Source organism: Parapedobacter tibetensis (genome assembly GCF_024704835.1).
Lineage (GTDB): Bacteria > Bacteroidota > Bacteroidia > Sphingobacteriales > Sphingobacteriaceae > Parapedobacter > Parapedobacter tibetensis.
Window position 1 is genome coordinate 110,352 of sequence record NZ_JAMXBE010000016.1, and the last position, 14,127, is coordinate 124,478.

The 14,127-nt window shown below is 46.0% G+C and carries 8 protein-coding genes; 3 read left to right on the top strand and 5 right to left on the bottom strand.

Going from position 1 to position 14,127, the window contains the following annotated elements:
- Nucleotide 1: 1 nt before the first annotated feature.
- Nucleotides 2-880, top strand: a complete 879-nt coding sequence (locus NF543_RS21180) for a sugar phosphate isomerase/epimerase family protein (RefSeq protein ID WP_257670196.1) — start codon at nucleotides 2-4, stop codon at nucleotides 878-880.
- Between the two features lie 395 nt (nucleotides 881-1,275).
- Nucleotides 1,276-1,830 carry an RNA polymerase sigma factor gene (locus NF543_RS21185; RefSeq protein ID WP_257670197.1) on the top strand — a complete coding sequence of 185 codons (555 nt, stop codon included), beginning with the start codon at nucleotides 1,276-1,278 and terminating at the stop codon, nucleotides 1,828-1,830.
- Nucleotides 1,831-2,181: 351 nt separating this feature from the next.
- On the opposite strand, the gene NF543_RS21190 is transcribed toward NF543_RS21185, so the two are convergent.
- The 4 genes from NF543_RS21190 to NF543_RS21205 all read right to left on the bottom strand — a co-directional run bounded on the left by NF543_RS21190 (nucleotide 2,182) and on the right by NF543_RS21205 (nucleotide 9,154).
- Nucleotides 2,182-3,210 carry a glycoside hydrolase family 53 protein gene (locus NF543_RS21190; RefSeq protein ID WP_257670198.1) on the bottom strand — a complete coding sequence of 343 codons (1,029 nt, stop codon included), beginning with the start codon at nucleotides 3,208-3,210 and terminating at the stop codon, nucleotides 2,182-2,184.
- 74 nt (nucleotides 3,211-3,284) lie between these two features.
- A complete protein-coding gene (locus tag NF543_RS21195) occupies nucleotides 3,285-4,244 on the bottom strand; it encodes an alpha/beta fold hydrolase (RefSeq protein WP_257670199.1) in 960 nt (319 codons plus the stop codon).
- Between the two features lie 119 nt (nucleotides 4,245-4,363).
- Entirely contained in the window at nucleotides 4,364-5,893 is a 1,530-nt protein-coding gene (locus NF543_RS21200; protein WP_257670200.1) for a RagB/SusD family nutrient uptake outer membrane protein, read from the bottom strand.
- A gap of 153 nt (nucleotides 5,894-6,046) precedes the next feature.
- A complete protein-coding gene (locus NF543_RS21205) occupies nucleotides 6,047-9,154 on the bottom strand; it encodes a SusC/RagA family TonB-linked outer membrane protein (protein WP_257670201.1) in 3,108 nt (1,035 codons plus the stop codon).
- Nucleotides 9,155-9,385: 231 nt separating this feature from the next.
- Here NF543_RS21205 and NF543_RS21210 point away from each other — a divergent pair, with 231 nt between their 5' ends.
- Entirely contained in the window at nucleotides 9,386-13,537 is a 4,152-nt protein-coding gene (locus NF543_RS21210) for a hybrid sensor histidine kinase/response regulator transcription factor (protein WP_257670202.1), read from the top strand.
- 249 nt (nucleotides 13,538-13,786) lie between these two features.
- On the opposite strand, the gene NF543_RS21215 is transcribed toward NF543_RS21210, so the two are convergent.
- Nucleotides 13,787-14,083, bottom strand: coding sequence for a hypothetical protein (locus tag NF543_RS21215; RefSeq protein WP_257670203.1), 297 nt, complete (start codon nucleotides 14,081-14,083; stop codon nucleotides 13,787-13,789).
- Nucleotides 14,084-14,127: the final 44 nt, after the last annotated feature.

Sequence of the window (14,127 nt, forward strand, 5' to 3'; positions counted from 1 at the left end):
CATGACGAACAACATCGTGCAAAAAATCAGAACAAAGAAACCGATAATTTTTACATGGACCGTGGGAATACTTGTTTGCGTATTCCTGAGGTGCCACGGGCAGGCTCAACCATTCCATCCCGAACTGGGCGTTTGCACGAAAACGGAGCATATACACCTGTTAAAGCGTTGCGGGTACGGTTTCATACAGCCAGGCGTGCAGGACTATTTGAAACCCGCTTATCCAGCAGACAGCCTTGTTTTCGTGAAGGACTTTCCAGTTTATGCGTGCAACGTTTTCTTGCCGGGGCAATTGAAAGTGGTGGGTAAGGATGCCAATCCCGATGGGGTGATGTCATATGCGGACGAGGTGTTTAAACGGGCGCAGCAAGCGGGGGTGCGGATGATTGTTTTTGGCAGTGGTGGGTCACGGCGTATCCCCGAAGGATTCGACCGGGAAAAGGCAACGGACCAGTTTGTCGAATTGTGTATTAGGCTTGCCAAATTGGCTGAGCGATATGACGTGATGATATGCTTGGAGAATTTAAATTCCGGGGAGACCAATTTTATAAACACCGTGGCGGAAGCGCATGCGATTGCCGTTAGGGTCGGCCACCCCAATTTTAAACTGCTGGTGGACATATTCCATATGTTGCGGGAAGCTGAACCACCCGAGAATATCGTGTTGGCTGGTAACCGTTACGTATACCATGTGGATATCGCGGAAATGGCCGAAAGGACGGCCCCGGGATTTGCTGGCGACGATTTCCGACCATACCTGAGGGCGCTCAGGGATATCTCGTATACGGGGAAAATTGCGCTGGAGTGCGGCTTTACGGACATGGAAGCGGAATTGCCAAAGGCCATAGAGGCACTCCGTCATCAATTAAACACCTTGTAGAAACTGGATTCCAAAGATGGGTGATATGGGCCGGAGTTCGGTGTGGTTGGTATGCTTGCGAAAGCTATCTATCTGAGAAAATTTTAACGCATTGCCCTTGTTTGGCATCCAAATGCCTTATAATTCCAATTATTTACCTGATCATAATCAATGTTATGATTGATAATATCTAGTCAAAGGATGTAATGTAGCGCATTAACCGAACGGATTGTTGTGTGCCTTGGATAACTGGATATATAATGCCAAGCGGTACCTGCGGCTACCTAAGCTAATCCAATGGAGAATGGAAGGTGGGGCACACCATAGGTAAATTGCAAGTAAAACTTCTCTGTTTCCTGTTATTTATTCCTATATTTACACTACGCCTAAAAAATTATAAACTTCAGGTCTGTTTTATGAAGCAAGCCATTCAATATCTGCGCCAGGTTCAGCTCGGTCAAGAGTCCGGATTGATGTATTTTATGTCAAAATTTGGTAAATCGCTTCGTTTTTTTGCCTATTCCATTGTCCAAAACAAAGAAGTAGCGGAGGAGATTGTTTCGGATTCTTTTTATAAACTTTGGAAAGGAAGGGATAGGGTCAAATCTGTAGATAGTATGAAGGCTTTCTTATATATAACGACTCGAAATGCTTGTTACGATTATGTAGGCTCACCGAAAAATAATTTAAAAACGGAGGAGGAAGAGGCTCTAGCGGATTTAGTTGAGCCAGATGCCGACATCCTCACACAAATGATACATGTAGAGTTGGTAGATATTGTTGTTCAGGAAGTTAATAATCTTCCCGAACAACAGGCTACTATATTTCGAATGAGCTATCTCGAAGGGCTGAGTACCCAGGAAATTTGTGAGCGCTTAGGCACCACCACCAATACGGTTTATTTTGCCCGATCCAAAGCGCTAACGACACTTAAAAAGGTGTTCGAACAGAAAGATTTAAAGCTTCCTTAAATCCGCAAGCCTTCAAAAGCAGAAAGGGTAAAATAGTTTCATCCAGTGGATTAACTGTAAATTCTGGAGTAAACAGGTTTTCGCTCCGTTATGAGCACCAAAAGTGGGGCAGAACCCTAGTTGCCCGTCAACATGTTGTTGTTCAACGGCATCCAGAATTGAAACCGCTCAAGACTATCTATTCCGGTCGGCTTCGAATGGAAGGCGAAAACCACAACGGTTGGAACCCCGGGGTACGGTCGGGGCAACACTAATGTCCAAATCTACCAATCATATATGGATAGCGACTCTTCCTGCATGTGACTTCAATTTTGCATACAGCATTTTTTTGACTGTAATCCAGTACACAGCTTACTCGACTAAAAACGCATCCAGAGCTTTTGTAGGCCTGCCATCGTCGCCCCAGGCGCTTAACGGATACCTGCTCCAGCTCCTGGCACCTTGTGGTTCCCAATAGATTACTCCGAGTCCCCTACCATTGGGGACCGCTTTAACCCCCTGCTGCACGGCTACCAACATATCGTAGGTGTTTTGAGCTTGATTGTCCTCGCCTCCCACTTCGACTACCATCACTTCCTTTCCGTATCGTTTTGATACGTTATTCATGTTTGCAGCCAGATCATCTATTGATAATGTATAATCAGGCTTACCATCCAGCCACCAGGGATAATACGACAATCCAATCACATCGTACTTAGCACCATGCTTGCGGGCGTTATCGAACCAGCTCACGAATCGGGCACTATCGTTGCCACGGTCCACATGCAGGATGACCTTCGACTTAGGGCTAGCCGCTTTTACTGCATCATAGCCTTTGTTGATTAGTTGCGCCAATTGAGGCCAGTTTGACGTACTCCCTTCCGGGTAAATCATTCCTCCCGGAGTTTCGTTCCCCACCTGCACCCATTCCGGTGTCACGCCTGCATTTTTTATGGCGTTTATCACATCGTAAGTGTAGTCGTAAACATCGTTCAGCAGGGTGGGAAAGTCGTGCCCTTCCCATGCTGCCGGTTTCTTTTGCTTACTCGGATCGGCCCAACTGTCGCTGTAATGAAAATTGATCATCACCCGCATGCCCCATTTTTTTGCGCGGACAGCCATCTCGACAGTTTCTTCTTTACTATTATGATTATTTCTTGGATTTACCCAGGTGCGCAACCGGATCGTATTGATACCGTGATCCTTTAAGATTTTAAAGCAATCCTGTTCCGTGCCATCGTCGCCGTAAAACTTATAGCCAGTAGCTTCCATCCGCTTGAGCCATCCGATGTCTGCCCCTTTCACGAATGCGTTCGATCCTCTTTTGACTCCCTTTTGACTGCTACAAGATGTGAGAAACAGCACTGCAGCTACTGCTATTAAAATTTTTATATGGCTCATTATTGTTTAATTTAGCATTTAATCAATCTGTTTTCATCCTACGAAATTCAACTTCCATTTGGCGTTTCAGGTTGTTACAGCGTTGATAAGAACTCCTGTAGCACTTGAGTAGTGCGTTCCAGTTTATCATGATGCAGGTTATGTCCGCCTCCGTCTATGTGTACGAGCTTGCCGTTCGGCATGACAGCAGCTGCCGCTTCGTTTGTTTTACGAACCTCGGGAGAAGCATCCGCCTTTAATATGATGGCAGGCACCTGAATTTTAGCTAGTGAATTACCAATATTCATCGTGCCACTCATAGCTTGAGCAGCCTCGCTGGTGTATGGCCCGTGATATTGCTTTTTTGACAGCGCCCAGTATGCAATATCCATCTCGTCCCACAAGGGGTTCTGGCGACGTCCGAGGACTACTAGCTCTTCGAAACTATAATTGTTTTGCGCAACCAGCGTTTCAGGACTTCCGAACATGCTCACAGAGAGCCTGTTGTTAGATGTTCCGGATTGCGGTCTACTTTCCGGCTGAGGGTTTCGGTTTGCACTATTCCTTGCCGTCACACCAGGACCACCGGTACGAGCGCGAAGCAAAGGGTCCAGCATGATGATCGCACGGCCAACTTCGGGATACTCCGCTCCTACCCTCATTACTGTAGCTGCACCCATCGAATGCCCCATCAGTATAGGATTGCTGAATTCCATAGCCTTTACGAATTCGACTACATCTTTCACCAACGTCTCGCCATTATCGCTCGAGGTAAAAGGATCAGACAATCCATGTCCTCGGGCGTCAAGCATATAAATGTCGTATGTATCCTGAAGTTTCAAGGCCAGCGTCGTCCAGCAAAGTCCGTTATCCGTAACGCCATGTACCATCACCATCACGGGTTTATCCGGCTGAGGAACAGCGCGGTAGTAGTGAATTCGAATTCCGTTGGCGTAAGCATAGCCATCCGACCAACCATCAGGAATTTTGACCTGTTGGGCAAATATGAATGTCGGTAATACGAGCAATAGGCCGATGATTTTGTTTAAAAACATAATATATAGTTCTAGTTGTTATTTTCGGTATTTCGCTTCATTTTCATTGTCCTAAGGCATATTCTTTTTCTCAACGCTCCAGCGTGCGTTCGGTGTCCCGCAGGGTCATCTGCAAACTACTAATATCCCGGCGTCTGTTCCATCCCCCAGTCAAGCATGTATTGGGGCACAGGAAACAACCCTGTCCCAGGTTGAGGCGTTTTCCCTGCCGCAGTCAAAATTTGCGTGAATTTTCCCATCCGTACCAGGTCTATTCTTCGCTGTCCCTCAAAAAACAATTCCCAACCTCTTTCCCGAAGTATGGCGTCCCTGAAGGCCTCTGTGGAAGCAATATCCGCTCCTTCCAGATCAAGAAGATTTGCTCTATTCCTCACTTGATTAATGAGGCCCTGGGCTTCTGAAACAGGGCCCTGTTGTTCATTAATGGCCTCTGCCATCATAAGAAGCACGTCTGCATAGCGGCATATAGGGATATCGTTGCCTGCAAATGCGGTAGGGTCGTCATCTGGATACTTATTGATAACAGGCCCGCGCAGGCCATTTTCCCGATTCTTTACTGCTCCGGTTGGAACGCCGGAAGAATTTATAGGGTTGTAAGAAGGGATCAAAAGGGCTCTGCGCGTATCTGTTGGATCGAATGTGTCATAAAAATACCAGGTGGCCGTGAATGCCCCGGCAGGGGAAGCCCACCCACCTTTTCGAGGTTCCCCCGGAGCCGAAATGTTGCCCGGATAGTCAGCGGAATAGGTGTAAAATGTCCAAGCATTCATATTACCAAGATTATTATTGCCATTTGCAGCGGGGTCACAGCTTATCGCCCAGATAGTTTCTGTATTTTTTTCGGTTGCCACCTTAAATAAGCTTGAATAATTGTCAACGAGTTGGTAATTCATTTTCAATAGTTCCCTTCCCGTCTGTTCCGCATTTGACCAGTCTTTCTCAAACAGGTATAAACGCATCAGATAAGTTAAAGCACATCCCTTATTGAACCTTCCGTACTCAGCAGGTTCAGGCACCAGATTAGTTGCTGCAAACTGTAAGTCTTCAGCAACTCGGGCCACGTACGTGCTCCTATCAGGTCTTTTCATATTAGCTTCAGCATCACTGTTGCCAATCAGATCTGGATCGTCTATGTAGGGTACTGGCCCATACATCGTAAGCAAATGATACATAAGGATTCCACGGGCAGCACGAGCCTCAGCCTCGAAAGCGACTTTTGAATCAGCGCTCACCACTGTAGCTGCATTAACATCCGCTATAATCTTCGTGATTTTTGTGATGAACCTAATTTTCTCCAAATGATTCCTCCTGCCAGCAAGATTCCTCATAAAATTGAAATCTGCTTTGCTGAATGAATCGAAGAAACCACCCCACTCGGGGAAATAGGCGATGCCATCAGTAGGATAATCGTTAAGAAATATATTTGAAAACTCGACTCCAAAGAACAGATCACCGGTGATTCCGCCATCAGAATAGGTCCATTTCGAGCCAAAAAGCTTGTAAATACCTGTTACTAGCGATTGATAGTCCGCTTCGGTCTTAGGGAACGTTGTGGGATTCAATGTTCCAGGGAGCTGTGCTTCAAGACCTTTTTTACAACCTGAAATACCCAAGAAGCTAATGGATATCAACATTAATATCTTTTTCATTTGAATGTTTTTTTAAGTGGCAATGAAGTCTGCTATGAATTATTTTTCACTTTTTATTTTGTCCTAAGCGGCGTTCAAGAGGTCGCTACGCTTAGTTCATGTCCTATTTTGAAGGGTAATTCATGCAGGTTTCATATAATATTTGATTTTTTGTTAAAAACCTGCTCTTAACCCAATAGAAGTTGTCGTAGCCATCGGGTATGGAGCCGGCCCTCCCTTAACCTCAGCAGCCTGAACTTCCGGGTCAGCTATCTTATAGTTTGTAATGATGAATGGGTTTTGAATGTCAATAAACACCCTCAAGTTCCTTACGTATTTATTTAGCGTAGAATGATTAAATGTATAGCCTAAGCCTATATTCCGGCACCTAATGAAATCCCGCTTTTGCAGATCTACGTCGAGGCCAGCCGGTAGCCCCAATGCTCCCTGATCGAAAGCAATTCCTGGAATAGTACCATTTGGATTGGTGGTTGTCCATACATCACCAATTTCTGCTATACCGCTTTGATTTCCCGATATTATATTCTGTGGATTAGCCCAGGTTCTGAGAAAGTTAAAACCGTATGCACCTCTGTTTCCATAGAAAAATATGTTTGCATCGAAGGCTTTGTAAGTGAAAGAACTACCAAAACCAAGGATCAGTTGGGGGTTAGCATCGTAACGAACAATATCCAGTGCTGTCAATGCGTTGTCTCCGTTTAGATCAACGATTCTTGGGCTGCCAGGAAGCTGCCCTCTGGCTGGCAATGTCTTTTGTGCATCAGACAATGTTTCTCCGGGCTGAATAAGACCATTTGTCCTGAATACATAAATTGAATTAACAGGGTCATTAACCTCCGCCCCCTGTGGAACCACTTCAAAGGGGAAACGCTCCTTATGCTCAAACGTTATATGAGAAAGGTTCAATACGGTATTCCATTTGAAATTTTCCGAGCTGATGATTGAAGCGTTGATATTACCTTCCCAGCCTTTCCTTACTCGGTGGGCCCCGTTTACAGGTTCGGTTGCAAAAAAGCTTAGTGCCGCGGTTGGTGCGTTGCTGATCAGTCGGGTAATGTCATCTCTAAATACATCAAACGAACCGCTGATTCTGTTGTTCAATACCGCAAAATCCAATCCCAGGTTTTTATTGATGGTTTTTGGCCACCTCAAATCAGGGTGGTCAAGCTGAGTGAGGGTATATGGGATTGTTTGAGTGGCACCGCTATTAAAACTCACCAGTGTGTTCTCTGGCCCGTAAGAAGCATACGCAAATCCCGAGGCCTCACCCGTGATGCCAATGCTTCCCCTTAATTTTAGAAGATCCAAAAAGCGTACGTTTTTCAGAAACGACTCATTGGAAAGTTTCCAACCGGCTGACGCTGACGGGAAAAACGCATACTTATTTGCGGGGAAGAACTGACTGTAACCATCATAACGGCCTGTAAGCTGTACAAGATACCGATCTAAAATGTCGATCGATGCCCGGCCGAAGTAAGAACGCTTTCTATCACGGTTGTGGTAAGAACTGACCCTGACATCCCCTGTCCCTGCAAACAAATTATCGGTATTAATGCCGTCCTGCATATCTGCGCTCGCCGCACCAAAACCCCGGGAACCGGTTTCGTATTGTCCTATACCACCCACAAAGTCGATATTCAGATTATTGTCCCAAAGTTTCTCCTGGTACATGACCGTTGCTTCCATGGTTTGCAACTGCCGGGTGGCTTGATTGAGTGAACCCCTGGAACGATACAATTGGAAATAAAAAGTAGTGGATGGCACAAAAAAGTCCCGCTCACTGCTTTCATAAACATTTCCATACAACACTCGAGCTTTTAATTTCTCCCCCACAATATTGAAATCAGCAGATAGTGACGCATTTAGCGAATTAAATAACGTGTTGTCTTTGATATCTAAGAGCGACACCGGATTGCCTGTAACCTGAAACAGGCTGTAATTACCAGTTTCGTCATAAACCGGAATATACCTTGGATAAGCGATTGCAGCCTGGAGCGATCCAAAACCTTGGGTTCCTGAATTTCCAGTCTGCCAGCCTGCAGTCGAGTTCAGGTAGTCGGCCCTCGATCCATTTATATTTGTATTTACTTTAAGCCACTTGGTGAAGTGAAAGTCCAGATTGACCCGTCCGGTGTAACGTGACATTCCGGAATTCTGAACAGTTCCATTTTGATCGAAGTAACCGCCTGAAACATAGTAGTTCATCATTTCCGTTCCACCGGAGATATTTACATTATGGTTGTCAACTGAGCCATTTCTTAAAACCAGGTCAAGCCAATCGGTTCCGCTTCCGGCATTCTGAATCTCCGTCTGAGAAAACTTTGGAGTAAACGTGCCTTGAGTTACCGTACCATACGGAACCATTCCGTTATCGAATAGGTATTTATCCAACGCCAGCTGATTATAGTACTCCATGTACTTAGTTGCAGTCAAAGGCTCCAGGTATTTTTGATTAGTCACAAATGAGTGTGATCCCTCGTAACTTACTGATGCCCGGCCTGTCCGACCTTTTTTAGTGGTGATCAAAACAACGCCATTGGAAGCATTAACACCATAAATTGCGGCACTGGCATCTTTCAAGAATTCCATCGATTCAATGTCATCGGGATTAAGTCCTGCAAAACCACCCCTTCTCACGCCATTTAGTTCATTTGCAATTCCCCCATTACCGGGCTCAAGGCCAGCGTAAGGCATAACTACCCCGTCAATAACAATCAATGGCGCCCCTCTACCGCGAATCGATAAGGTGATATTACCACCGGGCTCTGCGCTTTGCTGCACTGCCTGGACACCTGGGGCACGTCCAAAAGCTAATTGTGCTACCGAGCTGTTAGCCGCTTTCGGAACGTCCTTTGCATTAATTTTAGCGACCGAAGTCGTGATATTTTCCCGTGTTGTCGTTCCATAGCCCACCACGATGACTTCCTCCAAATGCTGATCCTGCGGTCGGATCAAAACATTGACGGTTTCGCCGTCTACGACGACAGATTTATCGATAAATCCGACAGCGGAAAAGAGTAAGGTATCCCCGCGTTGGGCCGTTATCCGGTAAATACCTTCTTGGTTTGTGGATGTGGCCACGCCGGGCCGGCCAGTGTTGCGTACGGTAACTCCGGCAACCGGGACGCGCTCCTTTTCATCCATAACCTTACCCGAAACCGCCGATTGTTGTTGGGCGACCAGGACTACTGGAAGCACCCCCAAAATGAATAGCATGGTGACAAAACCAACATGCAGTGCTGCTTGTACAACTGTTTTCATTTAATGTTTATTTAATTGGTTAGTAATATGAGTTTACGACTTTCGACAAGTTGACCATGGAACGGCCTTTTCTAAATACGTAAACATCGGTAAAGGTAGGACTCCCGCTTCTCACGGGATTATCCTATTGTACTTAAATTTTGTTTGGATGTACGTTTTAAATCACTAGGATTGCGGGAGCTACGGAAAAGTACTACCTTGCAGTAAAAAACCAAGACAGCCGTTAAAATTATGGTGGGATACATCAGGTATTATTTGATGTTTTGCGTTTCGCTGGTTTGGTTTCCAAGCCTGGCTCAGGAATTATCCTTTGAGCATGTTGGAAGACAAGCTGGTTTATCCAGCAGCACCTTGGAGTGCATTATCCAGGATAGCCGCGGATTCATGTGGTTTGGTACCCGTGATGGGCTGAATCGATACGACGGTTATGAAATGCGCATCTACCGCCACGAAAAATCAGACAGTACCTCCTTGAGCAATAGCTACATCCTGGATATTTACGAAGATCGGCACGGCACATTGTGGGTGGGTACCATAAACGGCCTTAACCGGTTTGATGCAAAGTTGCAGCAATTCAAACGGTATCACCAGAACGAGCAACATGGCGCGACGTTAAACAATCGGCGAATCACGAGCATAGCCGAAGATGCGGCGGGAAGACTCTGGATCGGAACATGGGGAGGTGGACTGAACCTGTATCATAGCGAGGTGGATAGCTTCGTACGATTCGCCCCTCGACGCGACAGTCCAGAAATGTTGCTCGATGACTATGTAAGCTGTCTCCACCTCGATGAAGATGGAAGCATGTGGGTCGGCACACAGGGGGGACTATTCCGGATGGCTGGTGAGCGACCCGAAATAACAGCGTTAGGTATTCATGATGGAGACACCCCCCTGAACGTCTCTGCAATCTGCGGAGACAAGTTCGGAAGGCTATGGATTGGCACAGTAAACGATGGAATCTTAGTCGTTGACGATTTAACGGAAAACGGGAAGTGGTTGAAAAATGACCCTACCGATCCAACCACAATCAGGAGCAACCAGATCAGGTCCATTGTGCTTGACCGATTAGGTCAAATGTGGATTGGAACGGTAAATGGTGGGCTGAACCGGTTCGATCAAAAAAACGGAGAATTTTACGGTTACGAGCACGAACCGGGAAACAACAGAAGCCTTTCCCAACGAACAGTATCGGCATTGTGTGAAGATAGGCAAGGAAACCTCTGGATTGGCACACATCGCGGTGGAGTGAATCTATATAGTCCATCGATGAATAAATTCCAATTATTCCGCAGTAGAAACAGCCCCAACAGCCTTAGTTATAACGATGTTAGGACATTCCTGGAAGACGAATATGGTAAAATCTGGATCGGAACCGATGGAGGAGGTATTAGCGTTTATGACCCCAATACCGATCAATTCAAGCAATACCGCCACGATCCGCACAATTTCCAAAGTCTCAGTTCAGACGCTGTGCTCCATATTTTTAAGGACAGCCAGCAACGACTGTGGATCACCACCTGGGGCGGAGGCCTCAACCTTTTCAATCCAAAAAACGATGCCTTTATTCGGTTTAAGCACGACCCTAACGATCCCGGTTCCATTTCCTCCAATTACGTACAACAAGTGATCGAAGATAAGGGCGGCAATTTATGGGTGGGCACCTATTATGGTGGGCTTTTGCGTTTCAATCCATCAACTAAAACATTCCGCAGATTCACCCAGGGCAGAGATGAGCAGCACAAGATTTATGGTGTAAACGTCTCTACCCTGATGGAAGACCATCTTGGTAGGCTATGGATTAGCACGGATGACGGCGGGCTTAATTGCTACGATTCCCGAACGGGATATATACGGCATTACTTCACCGAAGAGGAACATGTTCCAGACATCCGTGTACTTTATGTAGACAGCCAGAATCGATTGTGGCTTGGTCAACGCGGCTTATACCTTTTTCATGAGGAGGAACAGGCATTTGAACCATTTACTCTCGCTGAAGGCCTAAAGGACGAATTTATCCGTAGTATGATCGAAGACCCATCCAACGTGTTGTGGATATCAACGCTCAATGGCGTCATCCGTATGGATCCTGCCAATGGCACAACACGGGCCTATAACGTGTACGATGGCCTTCAAGACTATGAGTTTGAACCCAACTCCGTCCTAAAAACATCGGCAGGGAAACTATATTTTGGGGGGATTAACGGATTCAATATTATCGACCCTCAGCGACTTCCCCATAACGAAACACCATGTCCGGTCTACATCACCGGATTCCAACTATTCAACACAACGGCTCAACCGGGAGAACCTACATCACCGCTTAAATGGGACATTGAGTTTACCAAACAACTCGAACTCTCACACAAGCAATCCAGTTTTTCCCTCACATTTGCAGCCCTAAACTACCACGCATCAAGAAATAACCGTTATACCTACAGATTGGAGGGGTTTGATAATGATTGGATGGAAGTAACACACGACCGAAAAGCCAGTTACACCAACCTCAGCCCAGGCAAATACCGTTTCCGCGTTAAAGCGGCCAATAACGACGGCGTATGGAACGAATCCGGAACCACCCTGGACATCGTCATTCATCCCCCCGTTTGGGGTACATGGTGGTTCAAAATTGGGTTTGCTACCGCTCTTGCAATTAGCTGCTTTCAATTGTATTTGACCAAGCGAAAACGGGAGTTGCGCAAAATTGAGGCGAAGAAGAAAGTTGAGATTTACGAAACCCAACTGCAGTTCTTTACCAATATTTCCCACGAATTCCGAACCCCTTTATCCCTGATCTCAGGCCCATTGGAACAATTAATAAAATATCCGGGAAGCCATGATTGGGAGAATTTGCAATTGATACGGCGAAACACTGAGCGACTGGTCGGATTGGTGGACGAATTGATCGATTTCCGCAAAGTGGAGGACGGTGCCATACAGTTGAGTGCAATGCCCACCTTTATAGACCGGTTTGTCGAAGAGATAAGTGATGAGTTCCAACCGTTAGCGGCAAATAGGAACATTAATTTTTGCTTTCAAAGAAGTGGGGAATCGCTTGAAGGGTGGATCGACAGGCAAATCGTAGAAAAAATACTGCTAAACCTGCTCAACAACGCGTTCAAATATACACCTGAAGGCGGCAAGATTACCGTCAACGTGCTTGGAAGCAAACAGACCTTCATTCCTGGCTTTACCAACGAAGTAACCGTTGGGCAAACCTACAAGGCCCACCGATATTTCACCTTCTGCATTTCGGATACTGGTATTGGCATATCCGCTGCATCCATCCAGCATCTTTTCGAACGCTATTACCGTACAAGTGAGCACCACCTTGGATCCGGGATCGGCCTAGCCTTCGTTAAAAGCCTAACCCTGCTACACAGAGGGCATATAAAGGTATACAGCGACTCAAATAAAGGTACAGAAATTCTGGTGTCATTGCCCTGTGACCATAACGATTTTGCTAATAACGAGCGTTGGGAAGTGGGCTTGCGAGAACCCACTATTCGGTTGGATAGCATCCGTTGTTCAGTGCCCCATGTAGATGACGATCCTGTTTTTGATTCGCTGGAGTTGGAAAACCCATCCGGCAGCAAGCCCACGATCCTGTTGATCGATGATAATGAGGAGCTACGTGGCTTCCTATCAAGATGTCTAGCCGAAAGTTACAACATTTTATCCGCTGAAAATGGCAAGGAAGGACTATCGATGGCCATCGAACATCAGCCAGACGCGATTATCAGCGACGTTATGATGCCCATAATGAACGGCATTGCACTGTGCCACCATATCAAATCCAATGACGCAACGCAACATATCCCTTTTATCATGTTGACAGCGAAAGTCGCTGAGAAGGCACAGATTTCCGGTATGGATTCTGGTGCCGATTATTACTTTCCCAAACCAGTCAATATTGAATTACTGAAATTGACGCTGCGCAATTCGTTTCAGGGCAGGAACATCCTATCCAAATGGGCGCTCAAAGCTAGGGATGCCCATTTAAATGCGACAGCGAAGACGGAGGAAGATCGACTTTTTATCGACAAGCTTAAAACAGTAATTGAATCGGAAATGGATAACCCCGAGCTCAATGTCGAATTCCTATGCACGAAAATGGGCCTGAGTAGGACACCACTCTATCAAAAGACAAAAAAAATAACAGGTCAGCCCATAGGCGATTTCATCCGCTCCATACGTTTAAGACACGCAGCCGACCTGCTCGTTCAGAAAAACCTGACCATCACAGAAGCCATGTTCAGGGTAGGTATTCAAACGCAGTCGCATTTTACAAAAGCTTTCAAAAAAGAATTCGGCAAGACACCTGCTCGTTATTTACAGGATTTACAAAACGGCATAAAACACCCCGCCTCCCCTAATTCGTGATGTCGTCATAACACCTATACTACCAGTATGGCAGGGAAATCGCAAAAGACCAGTCCGCTTATGTCCTCCCGGCTCCAACTTGCCGAGGGTCAGCTGGTAAACTTTTGCATTCAACGTTTCTGGATTTTTGAATGCTTCAAGATCAGGATTTTTAGGATATTCATATTCCCGTAGTGAACGCTACCGTTTCTATTGGATTTTTAAGTTCCAGGAAGTTTGCGATTACATCGGATCGGCTTTTCGGGAGGGCTACACACTGGTGTGTGGCGTAGCAGGATGTTGCTGGCCTTTTCGTGGAGCTGGAATTTGGTCAACCCATCCAATTTTGTCAACCCGCAGGTGGATAATACCTGTTGCAATTGCTGCCGGTAATTCAGTGTGTGGTAGAAGTGTGCAGGTCTTTACTTCAGAGGGCATGGTAACGCCTAGTCTATTCGTTTCTTCCGCGATAGAGAGATAGGCTGGAGGATAGGGCTGGTTATAAAATGCCTGGACGATAATGATAATCGTTACCTTTGTAAATGCTATTTTACTACGGTTTGTCATCAATAATGCATAAAACGTAGTTACCCAAAAGAGGATTTATGAAG

What these genes read in the sequence shown, in the direction of transcription:
- NF543_RS21180 (WP_257670196.1), top strand. Translation starts at nt 2, where the DNA reads ATGACGAACAACATCGTGCAAAAAATCAGAACAAAGAAACCGATAATT.
- NF543_RS21185 (WP_257670197.1), top strand. Translation starts at nt 1,276, where the DNA reads ATGAAGCAAGCCATTCAATATCTGCGCCAGGTTCAGCTCGGTCAAGAG.
- NF543_RS21190 (WP_257670198.1), bottom strand. Translation starts at nt 3,210, where the DNA reads ATGAGCCATATAAAAATTTTAATAGCAGTAGCTGCAGTGCTGTTTCTC.
- NF543_RS21195 (WP_257670199.1), bottom strand. Translation starts at nt 4,244, where the DNA reads ATGTTTTTAAACAAAATCATCGGCCTATTGCTCGTATTACCGACATTC.
- NF543_RS21200 (WP_257670200.1), bottom strand. Translation starts at nt 5,893, where the DNA reads ATGAAAAAGATATTAATGTTGATATCCATTAGCTTCTTGGGTATTTCA.
- NF543_RS21205 (WP_257670201.1), bottom strand. Translation starts at nt 9,154, where the DNA reads ATGAAAACAGTTGTACAAGCAGCACTGCATGTTGGTTTTGTCACCATG.
- NF543_RS21210 (WP_257670202.1), top strand. Translation starts at nt 9,386, where the DNA reads ATGGTGGGATACATCAGGTATTATTTGATGTTTTGCGTTTCGCTGGTT.
- NF543_RS21215 (WP_257670203.1), bottom strand. Translation starts at nt 14,083, where the DNA reads ATGACAAACCGTAGTAAAATAGCATTTACAAAGGTAACGATTATCATT.